Raw genomic sequence first — 25,585 nt, forward strand, 5'->3', positions numbered from 1 at the left:
TAATGCCGCTTTTTTTTGACCAATTTTGCTATATTTGTTTTTAACAAAAAAACACAGTTTATGTATCATTTTATTCAAAAGCTTCATTCTGGCTGGGCATATCTAGCTTTACTGCTTTTATTGTTTGCAGTAATCAATGCCATTATTGGCTTGACTTCTAAAAAAGAATTTACAGCAAAAGACCGTAAAATTTCTTTATTTGCATTAATCGGGACACATACACAATTACTAATCGGATTAATCCTTTATTTCGTTTCTCCATTAGGAAAAAATGCTTTTGGTCAAATGTCTAATGCAGCATTAAGATTAACATCACTAGAGCATCCGCTTACTAATCTAATTGCTATAGTTTTAATAACTATTGGATGGTCAAAGCATAAAAAATTAATTAATAGTGAAACAAAACATAAAACCTTTGTTATTTATTACGGATTAGGATTAATACTTATTTTAAGTAGAATCCCATGGAACCTTTGGTTCTAAAAAATACCAATTAAAGCCCTCATAAAAGGGCTTTTTTTATCTCGGCATATTATTTGTACAAACTCCCCAAGTCTGAAAAAAAATAAACCATGAGTAAAAAAAACTTTATACTTACCGCATTTGCAATAACTTTTTTGAGTTGTTTTACCTACGTAATAAGTCAAACAAAGCCTGTAATTGAGCCCAAAACACCTCAGGATACTGTAAAAAATGCCAGACCAAACATTATTGCAATTCCAACTGATTCTGTATTTACAGACAACGGTTTAAAACTAAAACTATACAAAAAAACGGCACATGCTTCCTACTATGCAGACCGTTTTAATGGTAGAAAAACTGCTGACGGCAGTAGATTTAACAACAACAAATATACCGCTGCACATAAAAAACTTCCCTTTGGAACAAGAGTTAAAGTAACAAATGAAGCAAACGGAAAATTTGTAATTGTAAAAATAACTGATCGCGGCCCATTTGTAAAAACTCGTGAAATAGACCTTTCAAAACGAGCTTTTATGGAAATCACAAAGTACAAAGGTGCCGGTGCTATGAAAGTAACTATCGAAAGGATAATAGAATAAAAAAATCCCGTTCTGCAATTACAGAACGGGATTTTTCATTTAAATAAATTTCTTAATACTCATAATGATTCCGGCATGAATTCCTTCATGATAACTAACAAAATCTAATGCATCCTGAATGTTTTTTAAATCAAAACCCATACTGGTCATATATTGATTATAATTTTTAAAAACATTGGCTGAATAATCCTTTTCTGTTTGAAGCAAAGTTTGGGTAAGCAAATCTCTAATCTCATTCACTTCTTCCTGCAAGACATCAGCTTCCGGTTTTGTTCCTTTTGAATATTTACCTATAAATTCATCCGAAACATGTAAAGGCAGACCTGATAATTTATAAACTAAAACCTGCTGTGAAGCGATACAATGTCCAATATTCCAAATCAAATTATTTTTAAATCCGTCCGGGATTTTATTTAATTGTTCTAACGAATGATTATCTAAAATTTTTACAAGGATTTCCCTAATAGTCTTTTGTGTTTCAAAAACTGAACTCATAATTTTATTTTTTTTTCTAAAATTAGGCAATTTTAAGTTTCAAATGAATTTTCTTTGTACTCTAACAAAATAAAATAATGAACAAAATATACTACTTAGCATCTTGCGACACTTGCCGCAAAATTATTAAAAGTCTTCCTGAAAATAATTTGGTTTTTCACGACATTAAGCAAGACCCAATCACCGAAGCAGAATTGGAAGAAATGTATAAACTATCAGGAAGTTACGAAGCTTTATTCAGCAAAAAAGCGCAATTATACAAATCAATGGATTTAAAAAACAAATCGCTGACTGAGGCTGATTTTAAAAAATACATCTTAGAACATTATACTTTTTTAAGCCGTCCGGTTTTTATTATTGATGGCAAAATTTACATTGGCAACAGCCAGAAAAATGTAGCAGAAGTTATTCAGGCTTTGAGCTAAATTTATCCTGCCACAAATTTCACGAATTTCCACGAATTTTATTTAAGCTTAATAACTTCACAAACTGTGAAATTAATTAGTGTAAATTCGTGAAATTCGCGGCAAAAAAACTTTAAATACCTCTATACCTTACTGAATAGTATTTTACATCATAACACTGCAAACTTTTATTTATCTTTGCGCCTTTATACTCAATTATATGATACAATCTATGACAGGGTTTGGCAAAGCTTCTTTGCAATTGCCTACAAAAAAAATCACAGTCGAAGTAAAATCCTTAAACAGTAAAGGTTTAGATTTAAACGTAAGAATGCCGTCGGTTTACCGTGAAATGGAATTAGGTTTAAGAACCCAAATCTCAACTAAACTCGAAAGGGGAAAAATTGATTTTGCGATTTATGTCGAAAGTACAGCAGAACAAACTTCGACAAAAGTAAATGTTCCTGTTGTGAAAAATTATATAGCACAATTGAGAGAGGTTTATGCTGATGCTGATGAAACTGAATTAATGAAAATGGCCGTTCGTATGCCCGATACATTAAAAACAGAACGTGAGGAGATCGATGAAAACGACTGGGAGCAAATTCAGGTTATTATTGACGAAGCTTTGCAAAATATTTTAAATTTTAGAAAAGACGAAGGAGAATCTCTTGAAAAAGAATTTAATCTTCGAATTGGAAACATCCGTCAATATATGAATGATGCTTTGGCACTTGATCCGGAACGTGTTCAGGCAATTAAAGATCGTTTGCAGACAGCAATTGCAGAATTACAGGTTAACGTTGATGAAAACCGTTTTGAGCAGGAATTGATCTATTATCTTGAAAAATTAGATATTACAGAAGAAAAAGTCCGTTTAACAAATCACTTAGATTATTTCATCGAAACCTTAGGCGGAAGCGAAGCAAATGGCCGAAAATTAGGTTTTATAACACAGGAAATGGGTCGTGAAATTAATACAATGGGTTCAAAATCAAATCATGCACAAATGCAGAAGCTGGTTGTGATGATGAAAGATGAATTGGAGAAGATTAAAGAACAGGTTTTGAATGTTTTATAAAAACGCAATAAGCTTTAAGCTATAGGCAATAAGCTAAAAACGAAATCAAATTATAGCCTAAGGCCTACTGCCTAAAACTTAGAGCATAAATAAAAGCTTAGAGCATATTGCTTAAAACCCAAAGCATACACAATGAACAAAGGAAAATTAATTGTTTTTTCGGCACCTTCGGGATCAGGAAAAACAACTATAGTAAAACATTTATTAGGACAAGAAGATTTAAATCTTGAATTTTCGATCTCAGCAGCATCACGTGATCCGCGCGGTGAGGAAGTCCACGGAAAAGATTATTATTTTATTTCGCTGGAAGAATTCAAAAAACATATTAAAGCTGAAGATTTTCTGGAATGGGAAGAAGTTTACCGCGATAACTTTTACGGTACGTTAAAATCTGAAATTGAAAGAATCTGGGCTTTAGGAAAAAATGTAATTTTCGACATTGATGTTGCTGGTGGTTTACGTATTAAACATAAATTTCCGGAACAAACTTTAGCTGTTTTTGTAAAACCTCCAAGCGTAGACGAACTTAAACGCCGCTTAAAAGAGCGTTCTACAGAAAGCGACGATAAAATCAATATGCGTATTGCAAAAGCGTCTGTAGAATTAGCTACTGCGCCACAATTTGACGTGATTATCAAAAACTATGATTTACCAGTTGCTTTAGAAGAAGCACATCAATTGGTTAAGGATTTTGTAAATAAGTAATTTTATTCCGCAGAGATTCACAAAGAAAAAATCACAGAGATTCGCTGAGTTCTAATTAAACTTTGCGAATCTTTGTGCTATCTTAGCGAATCTCTGTGAAACTCTAAAAAATGAAAATAGGTCTTTACTTCGGAACATATAATCCCATTCATGTTGGTCATTTAATAATTGCCAATCACATGGCCGAATTTGCAGATTTAGATCAGGTTTGGATGGTTGTTACGCCGCATAATCCGTTAAAAAAGAAAGCTACCTTGCTTGATGATCATCATCGTTTGCAAATGGTTTATCTGGCAACTGAGGATTATCCGAAAATCAAACCTTCGGATATTGAGTTTAAATTACCTCAGCCCAATTATACCGTAATTACTTTAGCACATTTAGAAGAGAAATATCCCAATCATCAATTCTCTTTAATTATGGGAGAAGATAACTTGAAAACGTTTCATAAATGGAGAAACTACGAGGTGATTCTTGAAAATCATGATATTTATGTTTATCCGAGACTCGAGGACAAAGGACGAACTGGCGAAGCAATTTCTGATGAACCTGAAAATATAGAATTAAAATCGCATCCAAAAATTCATGTAATTGATGCGCCAATTGTAGAGATTTCTTCGACTTTTATTCGAAACAGCATTAAAGAAGGCAAAAATATTCAGCCTTTGTTACCGCCGAAAGTTTGGGAATATATCGATCATAATAATTTTTATAAAAAATAAAGATTTGACTTTAAAAAATAATTAATAGCCTCCAGCTTTAGCTGGAGGTTTTTAGTTTAACCACCAAGGGCTATAGCCAAACACTTCATTTTGGCTAAAGCCCAATTACACTACTATTTTCTAACCTCCAGTTAAAACTGGAGGCAATTGATTTCTCTGGAAAAGAAAAAAACATAATCTTGTCATTTCGACAAAGGATAAATCCTACACAGGAATCGACAAAGATTGGCAGCAGAATAATAAAATCTACCAGAAAAAATATCCCGTAGGCATTAAACTTTTTTAGAGCCAATTTATTTATTGAATTATTAAACTAGCAACTTGAATTAATTATACTTACCGCAGGAAAAGCCCATAAAAGCTATAATAACCACTGTAAAAAATCTTTTAACACTTTAATAAGTTATTGATTTTAAATTATTTACACGAAAAAGTTAAAAGAAAAAATTTACATCTTAAAATAAAGATTAAATATTCAATAACTAAAAAAGCCTCTACAACCTATTACCATAAAACAATTTTAGCTCTTTAGAAATAATTTCAAAAAACGAATTCAGATTATTGTTTTTGGGAGTTAACAAATACACAAATTCCTCCGGAACATGAAAACTGTTCCAAACTAACTGCAGTTTATTTTGCTTGATATAATTTCTTGCATTACAATTCCAGGTTACGGCAATTCCTTCGTTTTTGGCTAAAAGCTTAAGCATTTCAGATTCTGAAGGAATAATATAATTAGGAACCATCGATGGTCTTTTTTTATTAAAAGCATGAAGCCAGAACAATTTTATATGCGGAATTCGCGCATCATGGCTGTACCATTTTTGGGCATTGAGCCATTGTTCAATTTCCGTAAAATTATCGGCTTTTAATCTTTGGCGAAATTCCGTAATGTCTAAACTTGTTGGCGCAACCATTATTAGTTTAATTTTTCCAACAATTTCATAAGTAGTATCAAACGTATCAAACCTTTTTGTGGTAATGGCAAAATCGAGTTTTTTCGAATTAACTAATTCAAAAAGCTCATCATTTTCTGCAAAAGTAAAATCGATTAAATCAAACTTAGAAATTAAAAGATTTCCAATACAGTCAAAAAGATTTTTCGAAACTCCGATAGAAATTAATCGGTTAGCGTCTTCTGCTTTAGCTCTGAAACCAGCTTCGACACTTTCGAGTCTGTCGAGTGCATCTATAATCAAATTATTCAGTAACTTAGCATATTCAGTCGGCTCAACCCCTTTTGATTTCCGATTAAACAATTTATTCCCAACATGAGCCTCAAGCATAGAAATCTGCTGACTTACTGCAGGCTGGCTCATAAATAATTCTTTTGCGGCAACTGAAAAATTGCCGTTCTTGTAAACTGCTTTAAAAGTTCTGTACCATTCTAGATTAACCATGATATAAATTTGTTTATAACAAACATAGTTTATTTTATTTTTACTGATATCACTTTCGGCGTAAATTTGTCAAAAATTTTAATCTTATGAAAAAAATAGCATTACTCGCAATAATTGCATTTACCACTGCAGGTGTTTCAGCTGTAGCTCAAAAATTAAATAAAAAAGGTATGAAAAAAGTATTATTTGTTGTTACCAGTAATGATAAGCTGGGCAATACTGGAGAAAAAACAGGGTTCTGGTCTGAAGAATTTGCTGCGCCTTATTATGAATTATTAGATCAGGGAGTAGAAATTACAATTGCTTCTCCACTTGGAGGGCAGCCGCCAATTGATCCAAAAAGTGCCGATCCGGCATCTGCTACAGAAGACACAAAACGTTTTGACTCTGATAAAGTTTTACAAGAGAAATTAAAAAACACGCTGAAGCTATCAACCGTCAATCAAAAAGATTACGATGCAGTTTTTTATCCTGGAGGACACGGACCACTTTGGGATTTAGTTGAGGACAAGAATTCTATTGCCTTAATTGAAGCTTTTTATACCCATAAGAAACCTGTAGCTTTTGTATGTCATGCTCCGGCAGTTTTGAAAAATGTAAAAGTAAAAGGCGATTATTTAGTAAAAGGCAAAAAAGTAACCGGATTTACAAATGCTGAAGAAGAAGCTGTAGGATTAACTAAAGTTGTTCCATTTTTATTAGAAGATGCTTTGGCATCAAACGGAGCAATTTTTTCTAAAGGTGCAAACTGGCAGCCGTATGCCGTTGAAGACGGACTTTTAATTACAGGTCAAAACCCGGCGTCATCTAAATTGGTAGCAGGAAAATTGTTAGAAAAATTGAAATAAATATAAGGTACTAAAATTCTGAGGTTCTAAGATTAAATTCTTAAAAAACTTAGAACCTCAGAATCTTAGAAACTTAGAACCTAAAAAAGAAAAATAACAAAGAGATGCTGGGCTGCTAAAATATTAAGTTTGAAAAAACTTAATCCCTTAGAACCTTAGCATCTTAGAAACTCTAAAAAAATGCTAAACTTTGAATTATATAATCCGACAAATTTAATTTTCGGAAAAGGACAAATTGAAAAACTTTCGACTTTAGTTCCAAAAGACGCAAAAATTCTTTTGGCTTATGGAGGTGGAAGTATTTTTAAAAATGGTGTTTACGATCAGGTAATCGCAAACATAAAAGGCTTTGAAATTGTAGAATTTGGAGGAATTGAGCCAAATCCGCATTTTGAAACTTTGATGAAAGCTGTTGAAGTTATCAAAGCAGAGAAAATTAATTTCATTCTTGCCGTGGGCGGCGGATCTGTAATTGATGGTGTGAAATTTATTTCGGCAGCCGTTAATTTTGAAGGAAATCCGATTGATATTTTACAAAAACGAATTCTGATTAAAGAAAACGCTGTACCATTCGGAACTGTTTTAACGCTTCCGGCGACAGGAAGCGAAATGAATTCAGGATCTGTTGTTACAATTGCATCTACACAGGAAAAACTGGCTTTTGGCGGAAGCGCATTATTCCCAAAATTTTCTATCTGCGACCCAACTGTAATTGAATCTTTACCAAAAAGACAAATTCAAAACGGTGTTGTAGATGCTTTCACGCACGTAATGGAACAATATTTAACGTATCCGCACGAAGGTTATCTGCAAGACAGAATTGCCGAAGGAATTTTGCAGACTTTAATTGAAGTTGGCCCAAAAGTGGTTGAAAACCCTAATGATTATGCTTTGGCTTCAAACTTTATGTGGAGCTGTACAATGGCATTAAACGGATTAATTCAAAAAGGTGTTCCAAGTGATTGGGCAACACATATGATTGGCCACGAATTAACGGCTCTTTACGGAATTGATCATGCGAGAACTTTGGCAATTATAGGCCCTAGTTTATATAATGTAATGTTTGAAACTAAAAAAGGGAAATTAGCACAATACGGAAGACGTATTTTCAACCTTTCTGGTTCTGATGACGAAGTGGCAAAAGAAGCGATTAATAAAACGGTTGAGTTTTTCCATACAATGGGAATGGACACAAAACTTTCTCAATATACAGATGATTATACCAAAACTGCAGATTTTATCGTAAATCGTTTCGACGAAAGGGGCTGGAAAGGTTTAGGCGAAAATCAACTGGTAACTTTAGATAAAGTGAAATCTATTGTGGAGCTTAGTTATTAAGTAATCAGTGATCAGTTTTTTAGTGGTCAGCCAAAGTGTAAAAAGTGAGCACTAAAAAACGGATCACTGCCAACTAATAAAAAAGGCGTTCTTAACAAGTTTAGGAACGCCTTTTCAAAATACTAAAACAAAACTAACTAACTCAATTCTTGATAAATTCATTAAATTCTAATTTACAATTAGTTACAACGCACCTTTTTATTCTTTATTGCATACTTGTTAAAAATATTTTTTATTTTACCCAAACATGCTGAAAACCATTGAAATTAAAGACTTTCGTCAAATTTCTTAAATCAGATTTTGTATTATTACTACATTATTAAGTACTTTTGTTTTAAATTATTAAAATAATGAGCGGAAAATTAAAATTTGCAGTAATTGGAGGAGGAAGCTGGGCAACGGCAATTACAAAAATGCTATGTGTGAATCTTTCAGAAATTGCCTGGTATATGCGTAATGAATCTGCAATCGAACATATCCAAAAATACAAACACAATCCAAATTATTTAAGTTCTGTTGAGTTTGACACAAACAAACTTAAATTAACAAGCAATATAAACGAAGCAATTGAATTTGCTGATTATATTATTTTTGCGATTCCATCTGCTTTTTTAGATGCCGAATTAAGAAACATGACGGTTTCATTAGCTGATAAAATCATTTTTTCTGCCATTAAAGGAATTGTTCCTGAAACAAGTTTAATCGTTGGTGAACACTTTCACATTCAATACGATATTCCTTATTATAATATTGGTGTTATTACAGGTCCTTGCCATGCGGAGGAAGTTGCTCTTGAAAGACTTTCGTACTTAACAATTGCGTGCGGAGATCCCGAAAAAGCCCGTACAGTTGCAAAATCATTGTCAGGAAATTATATTAAAGCTAAAATCTCTGATGATATTATTGGTACCGAATATGCAGCAATGCTTAAAAACATTTATGCAATCGCTGCCGGAATTGCTCACGGTTTAGGTTATGGAGATAATTTCCAATCGGTTATGATGAGTAACGGAATTCGCGAAATGAAAAAATTCATCCGTAAAGTTCATAAAATGAAACGTAACATTAATGATTCTGCTTATTTAGGAGATTTATTAGTTACAGGATATTCCGTTTTCTCAAGAAACAGAATGTTCGGAAACATGATTGGAAAAGGATATACAGTAAAAAGTGCCATGATGGAAATGAGCATGGTTGCCGAAGGTTATTACGCAACAAAAAGTGCTTATAAACTAAATCAGGGTTACGGAGCAAAAACACCTATTATAGACGCTGTTTATGCGGTTTTATACGATGGGAAAGATGCGAAGTCTGTATTTAAGAAATTGACGGAGTCTTTAGATTAAGTTTTAGAAAATAGAGGCAAGAAGCAAGAAAAAAGATTTTTCATTAAACATAAAAAAAGAGTCAAGACTTATTTAATTTCGTCTTGACTCTTTTTTATTTCAATTAAAGCTTAAATCTTTTTATTCGCCCTTCTTTCAGTCAAATAAGGTTTTAAAGAAAAAAAGATCAATGATAATCCAATTATAAAAAACGGAAGAGGAATCATTAAAAAAGGAGTAATCGAAAAAGCAAAAGGCTTTAAACCTGCAACTTTAGATTCACCATTTAAATATTTAATTTGTAAAGCGTCATTAATTTTTAAATTAACAATTTTATCATTATCGACAGTTCTAAATTTAGAATTTAATTCGTTCCCTTTCCATTTAAACTTATAACTAATAACCGTTGGGTGATCATTATTTGTAGTGATGTTTAAATTTTGCCTTATGTTAATTACTGTTCCTGTAATATTAACTCCTTTTGCTTCAATTTCATTGTATTTGTTACTTTCATAAGGTTCGCTTATTAAAAGCGGAATCATCATAATACAAAAAAAGAAGAACGTTGACAATATAACAATTAATAAACCTATAAGTAGTCTTGGGTGTTTTTTAAGCATATTTAAATTATTGAAACGCGAGGCTAATATAAAAAAAGTCCGTCTCTAAAATTTAGAAACGGACTTTTTTTATTGAAACTGTTACTAAAAACTGTAACTTAAACTTACTTCACCATTATTCCTTCAACAAACAAAATCGGCACTTCTTCCGTATTATTTTCGTTGATTAAATTAGATTTGAATATGAATTTCTTATCGTACAAAGTATTTCCGATAAAGAACGTTACCATAAATTCATTATTCAAAACTAAAAGGCTTTTCTCTATCATTTCGATCTTTACTACAGAAACAGCCGGAACTTCAACAAAAGCGTGACGTAAAACCGATGTTTTTTTCATTTCGCCATCAATAGTTCCAAATGCTTTTGAAACTACCATGACACTGTCTAAATTAAAATCGCTGTCGTTTACCAGATAAGCGTACCACACTTTTTCCATAAAATCATCGCTCCATTCCTGCACCGCAGCAATAAATACGTTCTCTACTTCTGGAATTGTTATATCTTTTTTCATTTTTATTAAAAGCTTTAAAACCTTTGTCAAAGCCTAAACTTCAACAAAGGTTTATTATAATATGATAATAAATTAGACATTCGAATTAATCTAAAATCTATAGTCTAAAATCTAAAATTGCAACTTATATATTTGCTTTAAACTGCTCTAAGAAACGAACATCGTTTTCATAGAACATACGGATATCGCCAATTTGGTATAAAAGCATTGCAATACGCTCTACTCCCATTCCAAAAGCAAAACCGTTGTATTCGTCTGGATTAATATCACAGTTTTTCAAAACGTTTGGATCAACCATTCCGCATCCTCCAATTTCTAACCAGCCCGTTCCTTTTGTAATACGGTAATCGGTTTCGGTTTTTAGTCCCCAATAAATATCAATTTCAGCACTTGGTTCTGTAAATGGGAAATACGACGGACGAAGACGGATTTTAGATTTTCCGAACATTTCTTTAGTAAAATAAAGTAACGTCTGTTTTAAATCTGCAAAAGAAACATCTTTGTCAATATACAATCCTTCTACCTGATGGAAAATACAGTGCGAACGTGATGAAATGGCTTCGTTACGGAAAACACGTCCCGGTGAAATAGTACGAATTGGCGGTTTATGATTTTCCATATAACGCACCTGAACAGATGATGTATGCGTACGCAATAACACATCAGGATTTGTCTGGATGAAAAATGTATCCTGCATATCACGCGCCGGATGATATTCTGGCAAATTTAATGCAGTAAAGTTATGCCAGTCGTCTTCGATTTCCGGACCTTCAGAAACGTTGAATCCAATATTGGCAAAAATATCTATAATCTGATTCTTTACGATAGAAATAGGATGGCGAGAACCAATAATTACCGGTTCTGCAGCACGTGTTAAATCGCCAAAAATCCCTTTTGTTTCTTCTTTGCTTTCAAGTTCTTCCTGAATAACCTTTACTTTTTCTTCAGCAACAGCTTTTAAGGTATTAATTACTTGTCCAAAGTCTTTTTTCTGATCGTTTGGAATATTTTTAAATTCAGTAAAAAGTTCTTTCAATAAACCCTTACTGCCTAAATATTTAATACGGAATTGCTCTAAAGATTCTTTATTTTTCTCATTAAAGGCTTTAGCTTCCTCTATATGCTGTTTTATCTTATCTATCATTTTCCTTCAATAATTGAGAGTACAAATTTAAGTAAAAAAGTGAGATGTTAAAGGTTAGACGTTAGAAGTATTCCAAACTTCTCCTATATTTTTAATCCAAAATCTAAAATCTACACTCTAAAATCTAAAATCTAAAATTATTTACTCTATAAGTTTTCTTTCTAAAAAATAATTCACAATTGCTTCTTTCATTAAAACAGATTGTTCTCCGGCTTTTAGTGCAGGCAATTGTTCTTTTACTTTGTAATGCGGCCAGCCTTCTGAATCAAAAAAATCAAATTCATAAAACCCGTAAGGCTCCAGCAATCTGCAGATCGCGATATGCATTAAGTTTAGTTTTTCATCTTTTTTGAATTCACGGTGTATTTTTCCGAGTTCCTGAACTCCAATTAGGTAAATTATGGCATCTAAATCTAAGTCTTCGCCTTGCGAAAATTGATTTGAAAGTATATCGACGAGCTTTTCCCAGCGCTCTTTTAGTTGTATATCTCTAGACATTATATGATTTTAGATTGTTGATTTTAGATTGTTGATTTTAGATATTAGATTGCTGAAAAATCTGATTCTGAAGGGGGCAGAATCGCAATCTGAATTCTAAAATTTGATTTGCAAAGATACACAGTTCAAATTCAAACACGTTAAAAAAATTAAACACATAGAAACATAGATTTTAAATATTAGATAAATCAAGATTAAAAACGGCTGAACCTTTGCAACACCGAGCCTCTGAACCTTAAAAAAACATATATTTGCGCCTTTATTAAACATACCAAAACATGAGTTTTTTTGATATTATCGTTGCCGCGCTTTTAATTTATAGTCTTTATAAAGGAATTAAAAACGGCCTTTTTGTAGAAGTTGCTTCTTTTATTTCGCTGTTATTGGGAATTTATCTTGCGATTAAATTTTCTTCTTTAATGACCGGCATGATTTCAAAACATGTTTCGTGGAACCCAAATACTATTCAGATCACTGCTTTTATCCTAACTTTTATTTTGGTAGTAATTGGTGTTTATTTCCTTGCTAAAATATTAACCGGAATTGCTGATTTTGCAATGCTGGGCTGGATGAATAAATTAGGCGGAGGATTTTTCAGAATCTTAAAAACAATCCTGATTTTAAGTATTTTTATTGCTCTGTTTGAAAAAATTAACTTCAATAATACTTTCGCTAAAAAAGAAACTTTAGATAAATCTATTTTCTATAATCCGGTGAAAAAAGTGGCTGCTTTTGTTTATCCTTCTATTGAAAAATGGTACGAAACTTTTAAAGAAAAGCAGACTGAAAAATCTGAAGAAGAAAAAGAAACTGCTAAAGAAGAATAATATCTGTACGAATAATTAAACCTGTCGGGTTTAATCATATTTATCAATTAGAAAAAAACCTTTATAAAAGTTTAAAACTTTTATAAAAGTTTTTTCTTTTCAAGAAAGATTAATAGCCTCCAGTTTTAACTGGAGGTTTGAGAATAGATATACATACAAGGCTTTAGCCAAAATAATGTATTTAGGCTAAAGCCGTTTGTTGTTGAAACTAAAAAACCTCCAGTTAAAACTGGAGGCTATTCATCCGTTAGTCAGGTTGAGCGAAATCGAAGCACTTTTATATTAATCGAGCCTTCGACTTCTCGCTCAGGGTGACATTAGTTTTCAAAATAAGAATTACCAGTTTATTTCTAATTTCTGGCCTTTTTCCAAAGTGATATTTTGTTTTTTATCCCCGAAAACCAACGTTGTTTTTCCTCCTTTTTTCGAAAAAACAATTACTTTTTCCAGTTTCTTATTGTTCCATGTTATTTCTAATTCAAATCCGCCTCTTGCACAGATTCCTTTTACAGAACCTTGCTCCCAGGCATCTGGTAAAGCAGGAAGTAATCTAATTTCATTTTCATTAGACTGCACTAGCATTTCGGCAACAGCTGCAGCTCCTCCAAAATTACCATCAATTTGAAATGGCGGATGTGCGTCGAATAAATTCGGATATGTTCCTCCGCCTCTTCTTGGCGTTTCTGTTTTCTTTCCATCAGGATCAACGTAACGTAATAACTCCCGGAACATTTTATAAGCACGGTTTCCGTCCCAAAGTCTTGCCCAAAGATTGATTCGCCAGCCTTTTGACCAGCCTGTTGTTTCGTCACCTTTTATTTCCAGTGTTTTTCTGGAAGCTTCGGCTAAATCTGGAGTTTTTAAAGGCGTGATATGATCACCTGGAAAAAGTCCGAATAACTGCGATTGATGACGGTGTTTCGGGTCATTATCATCCCAGTCAAAATACCATTCCTGCAGATTTCCTTTTTTACCAATTTGATACGGATGCAGTTTTGAAAGTGTTTTTTCAAGTTTACCCCTAAATTCAGCATCAATATTTAAAATTTTTGAGGCTTTTATCGTTTTATCAAAGCATTCGCGAATCATCGCTAAATCGGCAGTTCCGCCATACATTGTTGCTCCGACAAAACCATCTGTTAGTTTATATTGGTTTTCTGGTGAAGTCGATGGTGATGTAATTAAATTTCCATTTTTATCTGTTACCATCCATCCAAGACAAAATTCAGCGGCACCTTTCATTAACGGATAACCTTCTTTCTTTAAATAAATCACATCCTGAGTAAAAATATAATGTTCCCAAATATGTGTACTCAGCCATGCGCCAGCCATTGGCCAGCATGCCCACATTGGTTCTTCTTTTCCAAATTGTCCAACGGGATTTGTCATTGCCCAAATATCAGAATTATGCGCCCCCGCCCAGCCTTCATTAACTCCATAAAAAGTCTTTGCCGTTACTTTTCCGGTTACCGAAAGATTTTTAATAAAACTCAAAAGCGGCAGATGCATTTCTGAAAGATTGGTGTTTTCTGCCAGCCAGTAATTTTCTTCTAGATTAATATTCATCGTATAATTACTGCTCCAGGGCGGATTCAAATACGGATTCCAGATTCCCTGCAAATTCGCAGGAACTCCCAATGTTCTTGAAGAACTTATTAATAAATATCGACCGTAATTGAAATAAAGAATCTCTAGATTTTTATCTTCTTTTCCGTCAGCGTAACGCAGTAAACGTTCGTCTGTTGGTAAATCTGGTGCTGTGGTTTTGCCTAAATCTAACGTTACACGGTTGTAGAATTTTTGATAATCGGCAATATGGGACGATTTTAATTTATCAAATGATTTTATAAATGCTTTATTTAAGTTTTGTAACGCAATCGATTTGTCATTTAATCCCTCCCCCTCCGAAGCAGGGTTCTTGTCAAAACCATTAAAACTTGTTGCAATCGAAACATAAATTACGGCTTCTGTCGCATCTTTTACACCAATTGTATTGTTTCCGGTTACAATTGTTCCATCAGTATTTTTGATTTTCATCAAAGTTGTAAATCGTGTTCCTCTTTCTTTCTGCTGAAGAAAAGAAGGCTGAACCTGATAATTCGAGTGTTCATTAATAGGAGCTGTTCCTTTCATTGTCAAAACATTGTCTGTTACGGTAACTTTTGACTGTAGCAGACTGCTTGAATTAATGTCAAAACTTAGAGCTCCTTTTTGACTGCTGGTTAATTTGATAACCACGATTTGGTCTGGCGCTGAAACAAAATATTCACGAGTAAATTTTACACCGTCAATTTCATAGCTGACTTTTGAAACAGCATTAGAGATATCTAACTCTCTGTAGTAATTCAAAACTTTTCCGTTATTGGAATTTTTGATTTCCATTGTTCCAAGCGGAGCATATTTTTCAGAATTTTTGCCTTGAACTTTTTTATTTAATTCCTCCGCAAGCTTATAATTTTCGTTTTTAAGAGCTTCACGAATTGCGGAAATATTTTTGTAAGCTTCAGGATTCATATTGGCATTTACCGGCTCACCTGACCAAAGCGTAATATCATTCAAATAAATTTTATCTGAATTGACTCCGCCAAAAACTGTTGCACCCATTTTTCCGTTTCCTAAAACTAAGCTTTCTTCAAAAAATTCGGCAGGCTGTTTGTACCATAAAACATGTTTCGATTGTGCCGAAATGTTTGTGCAGTAAGAGGTGAAAAGTAAAATGAGAAAAAATTTTATGAGGTTTGAATTCATTTTGCTGCGTTTTAAATGTTACCAATCAAATGTTCCTACGGAACATTATTGAATATTGACTTTTTAACAACAGATTTCATCCGTTGCTACCGATGTATTGTTCCTAACAAACATTTTTAATTTATTTTTCATTCAAACAAGTTTCAAAAAACTGTTCAAAAGACTTTTTACTTCTCACTAATTACTAAGGACTAATAACTATTTACTCACTTTGTAAACTTCATTCGCCGTAATCATTTCCCAATTATCAGTTCTAAATGGTGATGCAGGAAATTTTTCTTTATTGAAAAGATTAATTTCAGTATCATCGTCTGCCCAGCCATAATGAACTGCCGCAGGATTTTGAACCTGATCGCTTGATACAATTACTTTGTTGTTTTTTATTATCGCTTTCGCGGAATGAAAAACTTTGTCGGCACCCGCAATTTCGAATCCTTTTAGATTTTCAGAATTATCTAAAGCTGTTAATCCCGAACCAATATTATCGAAAGTTAAAATAATTTGATTTCCTGCGATTTCCTGCGATTTGTACGTTGGACCACTGTAAACTCGTTTTTTACCGTAAACATTGTTTAAAGCAATTGCTGCCAAACGTAAACCAACGTCTTGTTTGTTAGTTGGGTGAATGTCTTTTGCATTCCCAATATCTGTCGTAACAGCCATTCCTGTATTTGGCAATTTTAACGTTTCAGATTGTGCTTCACGAAGTTCTGCCCAGCGGCTGCCAACTTTGCTGTTGCCATTTTGCTCATTAAAAGTTGACAATTGAACGAAGTAAAAAGGAAAATCACCTTGTTTAAACTTTGTTCGCCAATCTGTAATCATTAACGGAAATGCTTTTTTGTATTGATTGGCTCTCCAAACATTGGCTTCGCCCTGATACCATAAAACACCTTCAATGGCATACGGAACCAGCGGATTTACCATTGCATTGTATAATAACGATGGGTAACTGTTTGGTGACAAAGATGTTTTTACGACAATAACTTTGAATTTCCATCTTCCGTCAAGCGGAATATTTTTACTGCCTAAACTTAGTTTTAAATCGGCTGCGTCGCCGTAGATTCCGCCGCCGCCGCTGTTGTCGACAATTCTGACTGCGATTACATTTTTACCTTCTTTTAAAATATTTGCCGGTATTTCGTAAACACGTTTTACATCGTATTGTGTGTTTCTGCCCACCTCGATTCCGTTTAGATACGTAATATCTTCATCGTCGATTTTTGAAAGATGAAGTGTTGCTTTGTTTTTAATATCTTCTGCAGAAAGTGTTATCGTTTTTCGCATCCAAACCACTCCGTCTAAATCTTCTAAAGGCTGATTTTCCCATAAACTTGGCGTATTAAGTTCGCCCCAGGAAGCATCGTTGAATACCGGATCTTTGAAAGTATTTTCATTTTCTGTACTTACCGGGGTTCCCTGAACTTTTTCGATTCTTTCTTTCATTTGTTTGGCGTACAATTTCGAAATAGAATCGACATTCACCATTGGAACACCAGTAATCAAGGTTTTAAACTCATCACTTTTTTGGAATGCTTCACGACTTGTCCATGTTTCGACATTAGTTCCGCCCCAGGAAGTATTTATAATTCCAATTGGAATTTTTAATTCAGCATATAATTTTCTGGCGAAATAATATCCTACTGCTGTAAAATTACCAACAGTTTCTTTATTGGCTGCTTCCCATTTTCCGGCTTTTAAATCGTCTTTTGGTTTTCCGCTTAAATCTTGTGCAACTCCAAAATGACGAATCATTGGATAATTTGAATCGGCAATTTCTTTTTCGGCATTTATGGTTTTTGAAACCCGAAATTCCATATTCGATTGCCCGCTGCAAATCCAAACTTCACCAACCAAAACATTTTTTATGGTGATTTTATTTTTCCCGATAATTATTAATTCGAAAGGTCCGCCGGCTTTTTCAGAATTTAGATTTAAAGTCCATTTTCCGTTTTTATCGGCTGTTGTTTTTTGTATTTGTTTGTTAAAATGAACCTCTATTTTTTCATTTGCATCGGCAAAACCCCAAATTGGGATCGCTTTGTTACGCTGCAGCACCATTCCGTCTGAAAACAGCAAAGGCATTTTGACATTTGCGTTAGTTAAAACACTTATTATCAGAAAAATAAATAAGATACTTTTTTTCATTCCTTTCTAATTTGAATTGTTAAAACCACATAAGTGATATAAGTAAAATCAAGTCAAAAAATAATTATAAACTTAAATTTTCTTATATCACTTATATGGTTTAGCTCTTTTTTTTTACTGTAATCCTTCCTTCAGAGCTGTTAAAGCCTGAGTATCAAAAACGGTATTATCACTTCTTTTAAAAATCCCGAAACCATTATTTCCAATGCTTCCTTCGTCCCAATAAAAAGGTAATAAACCATTTGTTCGAGCTGTTTTTACAACAGTTTTTAAATAATAAGCTCTCGAAGCTAAATGTAAAGTTAAAGCGTCTCCTGTTAAAGTTGTTCTGCGAATTGCTCCAAATTCTCCAAGCAAAACCGGAACTCCTTTATCAACAAACTGTGTTTTCATTAATTTAAAGGTTTTCTCTAAATCTGCTTCTTCTCCCCAAGTTGCATTTCGTTCTGTATCTGTTGTTGAGTGATAATTTGCTCCCCAATAATAAAACATTTTCCCCCAGGTTTCATCTTTAGTCAAACCTCCAAAATTCCACGGGCCATAATAATGAACCTCCACCATCATACGGCTTGCTGCTGAATCTGTAGGCAGTGTAGTCATTAATTTGTTTGTTTTTTCGATATCTGTTGATGGCCCCTGAACTACTAAAGTACGATATGCATTTTTTCCTCCGGTAGAACGGACTGCATTAATAAAAGTTTGATGGTACGAAGTTAAAACTGCCATTTGCGCTGCATCTTCAACATTCGGCTCGTTTGCACTGGCAAAAAGTAAGTGCTCGTCAAATCCACGTAAATGTGTTGCGATTTGTTCCCAAAAAGCTTTTTGTTTGGCATTGTTTTCTACTTTTTTAGCTTCGGTAATATTATTTTCCAGCCAGCCGCCGTCCCAGTGAATATTTACAAGAACATACATATCATTGTCAACACAATATTGGATAACTTCTTTAACTCTATCCAGCCATTCTGTTTTAAGTTGTGCTGTTGAAGCATTTGCCATATTCTGATTCCATGAACAAGGAATTCTTATTGCATTAAATCCGTTTGCTTTTACTGCATCGATCAACGCTTTTGTAACTTTTGGATTTCCCCAAGCTGTTTCTCCGCCAATTGCTTCCATTGTATTACCAATGTTCCAGCCTAATTTTATTTTTGCCGCTAATTGTACAGCTGTACTTGACATTCCTGATTGGTCTGCCGCAATTGGGTTTGTATTGTAACTTGGGTATAAACTTGTAACTACCGCAGCACCTGCCTGAGTAATCGAAATTTGAACAGATGAAGTTTCACTTGAGCTAATTGTAATAGTTCCGGTTCTTGCTGCTGTATTTGTGTTTTCTGAAACTGTTATTTTAACGGTAATGGTTCCAGAAGTTCCTCCAGCCTGACTTATCTGGATCCAGCTTGAACCTGGATTACTAATTGCCCACGCCGTAACATTTGTATTGATTTTTATGCTGGCTTCACTGCCTTTGCTTACAAAATCAATTTTATTGGTGTCGACAGTAAGTGTTTTTACTGCTGCTTTTTCTTCTTCTTTATCAGAACTGCAAGCCCAAAGGCTTAAAAAAGAGAAGCATAAAATGCTGCTCAACAGGTAAACTTTAATTGTGTTTTTCATTTTATTTGATTGTTATAGTAATTTCTTTTTTAATATCTCTTGAAGAATTCCCCACTTTTAAAGTGTATTTTCCTGGCTCAACTGTCCATTTTTTTGCAGCAACATCGTAGTAAGCCAGCTCTTTTACAGGAACTTTAATTGTAACTGTTTGCGAAGCTCCGGCTTTTACAAAGACTTTTGAGAATCCTTTTAATTCCTGAGCCGCACGGGCTACTTTAGAATCTGATTTTGCAGTGTATAATTGAACGACTTCTTTTCCATCTGCTTTTCCTGTGTTTTTTACTTCAACAGAAACAGAAATTGTTTCATTTGCAGCATAAGAAACTTTATCTGCTTTAGCATTTTCAAAAGCAAAAGCGGTGTATGATAATCCGTAACCAAAAGGATATAAAGGCGCAATATTTTTAGTATCAAACCAGCGGTATCCAATCAAAATTCCTTCGGCATAATTTACTGTTTTTCCTCCAGGGAAACTATTTGTGGCATGTGCTGGTGAATCCATAATATTTTTAGGCATTGTCCAAGGTAATTTCCCAGACGGATTTACTTTTCCTAATAATACATCGGCTAAAGCATTTCCTCCTTCAGATCCGTTAAACCAAGACCAGACTACAGCTGGAGCTTTTTTGCTGATATTTTCAATTTCAAAAGGAGCTCCGGCAACAAAAACTACAATCGTTTTTGGGTTAACGGCCAATACTTTTTGAATCAATTCTTCCTGTCCAAATGGTAATTTTAAGTTTCTGCGGTCAGATGCTTCTGTTTCGTAATCACGGTTAGAACCAGCAAAAATAACGGCAACGTCTGATTTTTTAGCGGCTTCAACTGCTTCCTGAACTTTTGCCGGATCTAACTGATCGATTGTTACCGGACCGCTTGAAGTAATATTTCCTAGATTTCCTTTATTTTTTTCATCGTAACGTTCTAAATATCCTTCGGCGTAATTAATTTTAATTGATGACGGAAGTCTGTTTTTTAAACCTTCAAGCGGTGTAATTTCTCTTTTGGTTTTTACTCCGGCACCAAATCCGCCAAGAGCGTTTTTCTTTGTGGCATTATTTCCAATTACAGCAATAGATTTAATTCCGTCAAGCTTTAATGGCAGTGCGTTGTTTTCGTTTTTCAACAAAACTACCGCTTCTGCAGCAATTTTATACGCATCCTGATAATGTGCTTCGGTTGCTATGCTTCCTTTTACACGGTCTTTACTGCCCATCGCTTTTACCTGAAATAATACACGTAAAATTCTTTTTACATGTTTATCGATTTCTGCTTCTGAGATTTCTTTGTTTTTCGCAGCGGCGATTAATTTATCTGCAAGGAAAAATTCATTAAAAGGTTTTGGCGTTCCCATTTCAATATCTAAACCGCTTTGAAGTGTTTTTACTGTAGAATGTACCGCAGCCCAGTCTGAAACTACAACTCCTTTAAATCCCCATTCGTCACGAAGGATTTTGTTGAGCATATAATCGTTCTCACATAAATATTCTCCTCTAAATTTATTGTAAGCGCCCATGATTGCATATGCATGACCTTCTTTCACCGTTGCCTCAAATGCAGGCAGGTAAATTTCACGAAGTGTACGTTCGTCAATCTGCACATCGACAAAATCACGGTTTGTTTCCTGATTATTTGCAGCGAAGTGCTTCACGCAGGCCATAACATCATTGTCTTGTAAGCCAACAACTAATGGCACTGCAATTTTTTTATTCAAAAACGGATCTTCGCTCATATATTCATAGGTTCTTCCTCCCAATGGTGATCTTACCATATTGATTGCTGGAGAAAGCAGCATGTCTTTATCTCTGGCACGTAATTCCTGTCCAACGCTGTTTCCAAAAGTATAGGCCATTTCAGCATTCCATGTTGCGGCTAAAGCTCCTCCTGCCGGATAATACGTTGCAAAATCATTTGTTAATCCTGCCGGAGCCCAATTGTCGCGAGAAATTTCTTCACGTACTCCAAGCGGTCCATCTGCCATTTTTAACTCCGGAATGCCTAAACGTTTTACACCGCCGCTGGTAAACATACTGTTTCCGTGCAGCATTCCGATTTTTTCCTCAAGTGTCATTTGAGAAATTAATTTATCTATTTCGGCATCATGTTCTGAACCGATTTCTTTCCCCTGATATTCTTTCTGAGCTGTTTCAGAACCAGAACTCTGTGCTTCATTTTTACACGAAACAAACAGCATAACTGCCAATACTGCTGAGAAGTATATAAATTTGTTTTTCATTGATTGTGGTTTTTTAGTTTTTGAGATTTTATTTAGGAAATTACTGTTTCACGAATCTAAACATATAAACATCATTTTCGTTAATTGCAATTTCTCTGTTGAATATTCCTTTTGAATCGATTTTTATTTTTTCTGTAGAGATCAGACAATCGTTATTTTTTTCTTTGAGAAGTTTTACCTGTTCTTTACTAAGCTGCTTTGGACTCTTCATTGCCAGATAATCAGCATAAACATCATGTGTTTTATAACCAACTTTGTAAATTTCTAAATCGTATTTTCCTTTTGCCAGATTGTCTAATTCGATTTTCACAACGCCTTTTGGTTTCGATGGTAAATCCTGAAGATAATAGGTTTGATTTAAAACTTTATCACCCGGATGTGTATTGGTAAAATCCCAGAATAAAAGTTGTACATCGCCTTTTTCGTTTTTACTAACCCATGAAGCTTTGTCTGCATTTTGAAGTTCTGTTTCTCCTAATTTATTCATTAAATAATACGAGAAATAGGCCGGTTTTTTAATTCCCTGCGTGTTCAATAATCCGAAACCGCCGTGAAAAGGTGTAAATCTTGGCCCGGCTTCTTCAAAAATATCGGTAAAAACCCAATATGACATCGAATTTGCTGCATTGCCCACTTGTTTTATTTTCTGCAAAATATACGCTGCGGAATGATAGCTGTCGTGAATTGGATCTGAAGGTGTGTACGAAGCACTCCACTCTGTATAATGCAATTCTAAATTTGGTTTTGCCGAAGCTGCAATTTGTTTTCTTGAATTTAAAATATCGCCGCTTACGCTAAATTCATCCTGACTTAAAATAGTTCCCGAAGTTCCGAATTCGTCCAGATATCCAGATTTTACGCCATAAGTATGTGTTGAAATAAAATCGATTGGAACATTATTCTTAACGCAAAAATCAATTGTTTCTGGAACCCATCCTGCTCCCGCAGTAGCGGGACCACCAACTTTGTAATCTTTATTTACACTTTTTACTGCACGTGCGCTGTATTCATATAATTTGAAATAATCTGCCTGAGTTCCTGTCCAGAAACCCGGAGATAAATTTGGTTCGTTCCAAACTTCAAAATACCATGTTTTTACTTCTTCTGCGCCATAACGTTCTGTAAAATGCCGGGTTAAATTTTGAATTAAATCTTCCCATTTTTTATAATCTTTTGGAGGCGTAACATTTCCTTTCCACCAAAAAATAGTTTCTTTTCCGCTCGCTAAAGCATTCGGCATAAAACCTAATTCTACAAAAGGTTTCATTTTTAAGCTCACTATATAATCGAACAAAACATCAACATATTGATAATTATATTCGGGATTTCCTTTTTCATCTTCACGATAAACGGCCATATCATCTGTCAATAAACCATGCATTCGAATGTATTTAAAGTCACATTCTTTTTTAACTAATGCCAGTTGTTCCTGCCAGTCGGCGCGCAAGCCTTCATTTGCTCTTCCCGCACCAACGCATTCTTTAAACATTGTATTTAGTTTTCCTGCTTCTTTATTATAGTCAACTTTTATGGTTCTGTTTTCAGAACTGGTTTTTGTTTTTGCAGCATTTATTTCCTGTCCAAACAATTCAACATTGATTAGTGACAATAAAACAAATAATATTGTTAGGTTTCTCTTCATTGTAATTATTTCACTGTTACTTTTTTATTTAAAAGAATATTATCCGATGCGCTTCCTATTTGAATTTCTATACTATTATTTTCTAATTCAAATTGCTGCTTTGCTGTGTTCCAATATTCTATATCTTTAGCTTTCAAAGTCAAAAAAACATTTTTAGTTTCTCCGGCTTTAAAAAAAACTCTCTGAAATGCTTTCAGTTCTTTTTCAGGACGTTCAACTTTTGACTGTAATTGTTTTACATACAATTGAACTACTTCATCTCCATCTTTATTTCCAGTGTTTGTAACCGAAACCGTAATTTTTAGTTCGCCATTTTTAGCAATTGTTTCAGAATTGGTTTCAATAGTATTGTATTTAAAAGTGGTATAGCTCAATCCGTGGCCAAAAGCATACAATGGTTTTCCTTTGAAATACATATAAGTCCTTCCATTTCTAATATTGTAATCCAATAAATCAGGCAAATCGGTAATATCTCTAACCCAAGTTTGTATCAAACGCCCGGCAGGATTGTAATCTCCAAATAGAACATTGGCTAAAGCCGTTCCTGTTTCCTGACTGTTTTGTGTCATATGTACAATTGCTGGCACGTGTTCTTGTGTCCAGTTTATAGCGTATGGAAAACTACTAATTAAAGCAACTGCCATGTTAGGATTAGCTTTATACACTACTTTAATCAAATCTTCCTGTTCTAAAGTCAGCGATTGACGATCAACAGATTCTTTACCTTCGCTTGGAATGGGGCAATCAGCCCAGCCTGCATTACAAACAGGGTGATTTCCAACAATTACAATTACAGCATCTGCTTTTTTTGCTATTTCGACAGCCTTACCATCAATGTTGTTTTTAGCGTAAAGAATTTCAACATTGTTCCCCAGCCTGTTTTTAATTCCTTCTAAAGGTGTAATAACATAAGGCGGTGTGCCGCTGTACCAATCTAAAAGCACTTCATCTGCCCGCTGCCCTATTACGGCAATTGTTTTTAATTTATCTCTTTGCAAAGGCAGAAATTGTGAATCATTTTTGAGCAGTACAATAGATTTTTGTGCTGCTTCTAAAGCAATTTTTTTATGCACTTCGGTTTTCCAAGGATCAATTGTATCTTTTTCTGTTCCAATTTTTGCATACGGATTTTCCTCTGGGGCATCTAACATTCCCAGTTGAATCATTACTCGATAATTTCCCCTAATAACGGCATCAATTTCTTTTTCCTTTAAATATCCACGTGAAAGTGCGCCATAGACTGCTTCTGTATATTCATCTAAAAACTGACTAATTCCTGCTTTTATGGCTGCCGCAGCCCCAAGGTATTTATCAGCGTAGTATTTGTGATCTGAAAGTAATAACGTAAATGCACCTCCATCAGTACAAATAATTCCGTTTTGTCCCCACTCTTTTTGGGTAATATTTTTCAGCATCGGATGTACCATTGCCGGAATTCCGTTTACTTTATTATAAGCTGCCATATAAGCACGGGATCCTCCTTCAAGAACTCCCATTTGAAAAGGCAGGGCATAATATTCGCGCCAAAGCCTTTCATCAAAATCAGAAGAGGTATAGGTTCTCCCGTTTTCATTGCTATTGGCCAGAAAGTGTTTCATTAACGAAGCTGTCTGCCAATATTTTTGATTATTTCCCTGCAGTCCTTTTATGAAAGCAACCGTCATCATTCCGTTAAAAAAAGCATCTTCTCCATAACTTTCTTCAGTACGGCCCCAACGCGGGTCTCTTGCTATATCTGCATTTGGAGCACGAACTACTAATCCGCCGCGATGGTATTTTTGAAAAGCATAGCGTGTTTCATAACCTTCAACCTGTGCCGCTTTTTGAAGCAAATCTACATCCCATGTTTCTCCTAAGCCATAAGCCTGAGGAAAAGTAGTTGTAGTTAAAGGCTGTTTGTTTTTTCCTCCCCATTCTCCCGGCCCTCCCAAGGCTAAACCGTGCAATCCTTCAACATGATCTGTACCTATAACACCTAATCTTTTAATCGATGGATTAGTACTTAAGGCCTGTACTTTTTCATCAAGTGTCATCAGGGATAACAAATTATCAATACGTTTTTCGGTATCTAATTTAGAATCCTGAAAAGGGTATTGCTTTTGCTGTGACAACACCAAATTAATTGACAAAAGAAAAATGATATGCAAAAGCAGGTTTTTCATTTAAAAAAATTGTGGTTATTTAGTAAAGACTCACAGTTGTACGCCTCTG

The 25,585-nt window shown here is 34.3% G+C and carries 22 protein-coding genes; 10 read left to right on the forward strand and 12 right to left on the reverse strand.

Features of this window, described 5'->3' with window-relative positions; all coding sequences use genetic code 11:
• Positions 1-60 precede the first annotated feature (60 nt).
• Both AABD74_RS03580 and AABD74_RS03585 read left to right on the forward strand, forming a co-directional pair.
• Positions 61-483 carry a hypothetical protein gene (locus AABD74_RS03580; RefSeq protein WP_406844697.1) on the forward strand — a complete coding sequence of 141 codons (423 nt, stop codon included), beginning with the start codon at positions 61-63 and terminating at the stop codon, positions 481-483.
• A gap of 89 nt (positions 484-572) precedes the next feature.
• Entirely contained in the window at positions 573-1,061 is a 489-nt protein-coding gene (locus tag AABD74_RS03585; protein WP_232681734.1) for a septal ring lytic transglycosylase RlpA family protein, read from the forward strand.
• A gap of 39 nt (positions 1,062-1,100) precedes the next feature.
• Here AABD74_RS03585 and AABD74_RS03590 read toward each other — a convergent pair whose 3' ends face one another.
• Positions 1,101-1,556 carry a DinB family protein gene (locus tag AABD74_RS03590; protein ID WP_406844698.1) on the reverse strand — a complete coding sequence of 152 codons (456 nt, stop codon included), beginning with the start codon at positions 1,554-1,556 and terminating at the stop codon, positions 1,101-1,103.
• Between the two features lie 77 nt (positions 1,557-1,633).
• Between AABD74_RS03590 and AABD74_RS03595 the strand changes: the two genes are divergently transcribed.
• The 4 genes from AABD74_RS03595 to nadD all read left to right on the forward strand — a co-directional run bounded on the left by AABD74_RS03595 (position 1,634) and on the right by nadD (position 4,468).
• Positions 1,634-1,981 (forward strand): arsenate reductase family protein, encoded by a 348-nt coding sequence (locus AABD74_RS03595; protein WP_406844699.1) that lies wholly within the window; start codon positions 1,634-1,636, stop codon positions 1,979-1,981.
• 199 nt (positions 1,982-2,180) lie between these two features.
• The gene (locus AABD74_RS03600) at positions 2,181-3,041 is read left to right on the forward strand and encodes a YicC/YloC family endoribonuclease (protein WP_406844700.1); all 861 of its coding nucleotides are present in this window, start codon (positions 2,181-2,183) and stop codon (positions 3,039-3,041) included.
• A 132-nt stretch (positions 3,042-3,173) separates the two neighbouring features.
• Positions 3,174-3,746 (forward strand): guanylate kinase, encoded by a 573-nt coding sequence (gene gmk / locus AABD74_RS03605; protein ID WP_053473399.1) that lies wholly within the window; start codon positions 3,174-3,176, stop codon positions 3,744-3,746.
• Positions 3,747-3,856: 110 nt separating this feature from the next.
• Positions 3,857-4,468 (forward strand): nicotinate (nicotinamide) nucleotide adenylyltransferase, encoded by a 612-nt coding sequence (nadD, locus tag AABD74_RS03610; protein WP_232681730.1) that lies wholly within the window; start codon positions 3,857-3,859, stop codon positions 4,466-4,468.
• Positions 4,469-4,962: 494 nt separating this feature from the next.
• On the opposite strand, the gene AABD74_RS03615 is transcribed toward nadD, so the two are convergent.
• A complete protein-coding gene (locus AABD74_RS03615) occupies positions 4,963-5,868 on the reverse strand; it encodes a LysR family transcriptional regulator (protein ID WP_232681729.1) in 906 nt (301 codons plus the stop codon).
• A gap of 86 nt (positions 5,869-5,954) precedes the next feature.
• Here AABD74_RS03615 and AABD74_RS03620 point away from each other — a divergent pair, with 86 nt between their 5' ends.
• The 3 genes from AABD74_RS03620 (at position 5,955) to AABD74_RS03630 (ending at position 9,400) form a co-directional block, all read left to right on the forward strand.
• Positions 5,955-6,716, forward strand: a complete 762-nt coding sequence (locus AABD74_RS03620) for a type 1 glutamine amidotransferase domain-containing protein (protein ID WP_406844701.1) — start codon at positions 5,955-5,957, stop codon at positions 6,714-6,716.
• 180 nt (positions 6,717-6,896) lie between these two features.
• Positions 6,897-8,054 (forward strand): iron-containing alcohol dehydrogenase, encoded by a 1,158-nt coding sequence (locus AABD74_RS03625; protein ID WP_406844702.1) that lies wholly within the window; start codon positions 6,897-6,899, stop codon positions 8,052-8,054.
• Between the two features lie 350 nt (positions 8,055-8,404).
• A complete protein-coding gene (locus tag AABD74_RS03630; RefSeq protein WP_232681726.1) occupies positions 8,405-9,400 on the forward strand; it encodes an NAD(P)H-dependent glycerol-3-phosphate dehydrogenase in 996 nt (331 codons plus the stop codon).
• A 110-nt stretch (positions 9,401-9,510) separates the two neighbouring features.
• Here the strand turns inward: AABD74_RS03630 and AABD74_RS03635 are convergent, their stop codons facing one another.
• The 4 genes from AABD74_RS03635 to AABD74_RS03650 all read right to left on the reverse strand — a co-directional run bounded on the left by AABD74_RS03635 (position 9,511) and on the right by AABD74_RS03650 (position 12,153).
• Positions 9,511-9,999 (reverse strand): hypothetical protein, encoded by a 489-nt coding sequence (locus AABD74_RS03635; RefSeq protein ID WP_406844703.1) that lies wholly within the window; start codon positions 9,997-9,999, stop codon positions 9,511-9,513.
• Between the two features lie 104 nt (positions 10,000-10,103).
• Positions 10,104-10,511, reverse strand: a complete 408-nt coding sequence (locus tag AABD74_RS03640) for a hypothetical protein (protein WP_291147417.1) — start codon at positions 10,509-10,511, stop codon at positions 10,104-10,106.
• A gap of 124 nt (positions 10,512-10,635) precedes the next feature.
• Positions 10,636-11,655 (reverse strand): phenylalanine--tRNA ligase subunit alpha, encoded by a 1,020-nt coding sequence (gene pheS / locus AABD74_RS03645; RefSeq protein ID WP_406844704.1) that lies wholly within the window; start codon positions 11,653-11,655, stop codon positions 10,636-10,638.
• 141 nt (positions 11,656-11,796) lie between these two features.
• A complete protein-coding gene (locus AABD74_RS03650; protein ID WP_232681723.1) occupies positions 11,797-12,153 on the reverse strand; it encodes a hypothetical protein in 357 nt (118 codons plus the stop codon).
• Between the two features lie 278 nt (positions 12,154-12,431).
• Between AABD74_RS03650 and AABD74_RS03655 the strand changes: the two genes are divergently transcribed.
• Positions 12,432-12,980 (forward strand): CvpA family protein, encoded by a 549-nt coding sequence (locus AABD74_RS03655; protein ID WP_406844705.1) that lies wholly within the window; start codon positions 12,432-12,434, stop codon positions 12,978-12,980.
• A 336-nt stretch (positions 12,981-13,316) separates the two neighbouring features.
• On the opposite strand, the gene AABD74_RS03660 is transcribed toward AABD74_RS03655, so the two are convergent.
• The 6 genes from AABD74_RS03660 to AABD74_RS03685 form a co-directional block, all read right to left on the reverse strand.
• Positions 13,317-15,728 (reverse strand): glycosyl hydrolase family 95 catalytic domain-containing protein, encoded by a 2,412-nt coding sequence (locus AABD74_RS03660; RefSeq protein ID WP_406844706.1) that lies wholly within the window; start codon positions 15,726-15,728, stop codon positions 13,317-13,319.
• Positions 15,729-15,926: 198 nt separating this feature from the next.
• The gene (locus AABD74_RS03665; protein ID WP_406844707.1) at positions 15,927-17,876 is read right to left on the reverse strand and encodes a sialate O-acetylesterase; all 1,950 of its coding nucleotides are present in this window, start codon (positions 17,874-17,876) and stop codon (positions 15,927-15,929) included.
• A gap of 114 nt (positions 17,877-17,990) precedes the next feature.
• Positions 17,991-19,496 carry a cellulase family glycosylhydrolase gene (locus AABD74_RS03670; RefSeq protein ID WP_406844708.1) on the reverse strand — a complete coding sequence of 502 codons (1,506 nt, stop codon included), beginning with the start codon at positions 19,494-19,496 and terminating at the stop codon, positions 17,991-17,993.
• 1 nt (position 19,497) lies between these two features.
• Positions 19,498-21,732 carry a glycoside hydrolase family 3 C-terminal domain-containing protein gene (locus AABD74_RS03675; RefSeq protein WP_406844709.1) on the reverse strand — a complete coding sequence of 745 codons (2,235 nt, stop codon included), beginning with the start codon at positions 21,730-21,732 and terminating at the stop codon, positions 19,498-19,500.
• 40 nt (positions 21,733-21,772) lie between these two features.
• Positions 21,773-23,374 (reverse strand): GH39 family glycosyl hydrolase, encoded by a 1,602-nt coding sequence (locus tag AABD74_RS03680; protein WP_406844710.1) that lies wholly within the window; start codon positions 23,372-23,374, stop codon positions 21,773-21,775.
• 5 nt (positions 23,375-23,379) lie between these two features.
• A complete protein-coding gene (locus AABD74_RS03685) occupies positions 23,380-25,536 on the reverse strand; it encodes a glycoside hydrolase family 3 C-terminal domain-containing protein (protein ID WP_406844711.1) in 2,157 nt (718 codons plus the stop codon).
• Positions 25,537-25,585 lie beyond the last annotated feature (49 nt).

Source organism: Flavobacterium soyae, from assembly GCF_045348165.1.
Taxonomy (GTDB): Bacteria; Bacteroidota; Bacteroidia; order Flavobacteriales; family Flavobacteriaceae; genus Flavobacterium; species Flavobacterium soyae.

What these genes read in the sequence shown, in the direction of transcription:
- AABD74_RS03580 (WP_406844697.1), top strand. Translation starts at nt 61, where the DNA reads ATGTATCATTTTATTCAAAAGCTTCATTCTGGCTGGGCATATCTAGCT.
- AABD74_RS03585 (WP_232681734.1), top strand. Translation starts at nt 573, where the DNA reads ATGAGTAAAAAAAACTTTATACTTACCGCATTTGCAATAACTTTTTTG.
- AABD74_RS03590 (WP_406844698.1), bottom strand. Translation starts at nt 1,556, where the DNA reads ATGAGTTCAGTTTTTGAAACACAAAAGACTATTAGGGAAATCCTTGTA.
- AABD74_RS03595 (WP_406844699.1), top strand. Translation starts at nt 1,634, where the DNA reads ATGAACAAAATATACTACTTAGCATCTTGCGACACTTGCCGCAAAATT.
- AABD74_RS03600 (WP_406844700.1), top strand. Translation starts at nt 2,181, where the DNA reads ATGATACAATCTATGACAGGGTTTGGCAAAGCTTCTTTGCAATTGCCT.
- gmk (WP_053473399.1), top strand. Translation starts at nt 3,174, where the DNA reads ATGAACAAAGGAAAATTAATTGTTTTTTCGGCACCTTCGGGATCAGGA.
- nadD (WP_232681730.1), top strand. Translation starts at nt 3,857, where the DNA reads ATGAAAATAGGTCTTTACTTCGGAACATATAATCCCATTCATGTTGGT.
- AABD74_RS03615 (WP_232681729.1), bottom strand. Translation starts at nt 5,868, where the DNA reads ATGGTTAATCTAGAATGGTACAGAACTTTTAAAGCAGTTTACAAGAAC.
- AABD74_RS03620 (WP_406844701.1), top strand. Translation starts at nt 5,955, where the DNA reads ATGAAAAAAATAGCATTACTCGCAATAATTGCATTTACCACTGCAGGT.
- AABD74_RS03625 (WP_406844702.1), top strand. Translation starts at nt 6,897, where the DNA reads ATGCTAAACTTTGAATTATATAATCCGACAAATTTAATTTTCGGAAAA.
- AABD74_RS03630 (WP_232681726.1), top strand. Translation starts at nt 8,405, where the DNA reads ATGAGCGGAAAATTAAAATTTGCAGTAATTGGAGGAGGAAGCTGGGCA.
- AABD74_RS03635 (WP_406844703.1), bottom strand. Translation starts at nt 9,999, where the DNA reads ATGCTTAAAAAACACCCAAGACTACTTATAGGTTTATTAATTGTTATA.
- AABD74_RS03640 (WP_291147417.1), bottom strand. Translation starts at nt 10,511, where the DNA reads ATGAAAAAAGATATAACAATTCCAGAAGTAGAGAACGTATTTATTGCT.
- pheS (WP_406844704.1), bottom strand. Translation starts at nt 11,655, where the DNA reads ATGATAGATAAGATAAAACAGCATATAGAGGAAGCTAAAGCCTTTAAT.
- AABD74_RS03650 (WP_232681723.1), bottom strand. Translation starts at nt 12,153, where the DNA reads ATGTCTAGAGATATACAACTAAAAGAGCGCTGGGAAAAGCTCGTCGAT.
- AABD74_RS03655 (WP_406844705.1), top strand. Translation starts at nt 12,432, where the DNA reads ATGAGTTTTTTTGATATTATCGTTGCCGCGCTTTTAATTTATAGTCTT.
- AABD74_RS03660 (WP_406844706.1), bottom strand. Translation starts at nt 15,728, where the DNA reads ATGAATTCAAACCTCATAAAATTTTTTCTCATTTTACTTTTCACCTCT.
- AABD74_RS03665 (WP_406844707.1), bottom strand. Translation starts at nt 17,876, where the DNA reads ATGAAAAAAAGTATCTTATTTATTTTTCTGATAATAAGTGTTTTAACT.
- AABD74_RS03670 (WP_406844708.1), bottom strand. Translation starts at nt 19,496, where the DNA reads ATGAAAAACACAATTAAAGTTTACCTGTTGAGCAGCATTTTATGCTTC.
- AABD74_RS03675 (WP_406844709.1), bottom strand. Translation starts at nt 21,732, where the DNA reads ATGAAAAACAAATTTATATACTTCTCAGCAGTATTGGCAGTTATGCTG.
- AABD74_RS03680 (WP_406844710.1), bottom strand. Translation starts at nt 23,374, where the DNA reads ATGAAGAGAAACCTAACAATATTATTTGTTTTATTGTCACTAATCAAT.
- AABD74_RS03685 (WP_406844711.1), bottom strand. Translation starts at nt 25,536, where the DNA reads ATGAAAAACCTGCTTTTGCATATCATTTTTCTTTTGTCAATTAATTTG.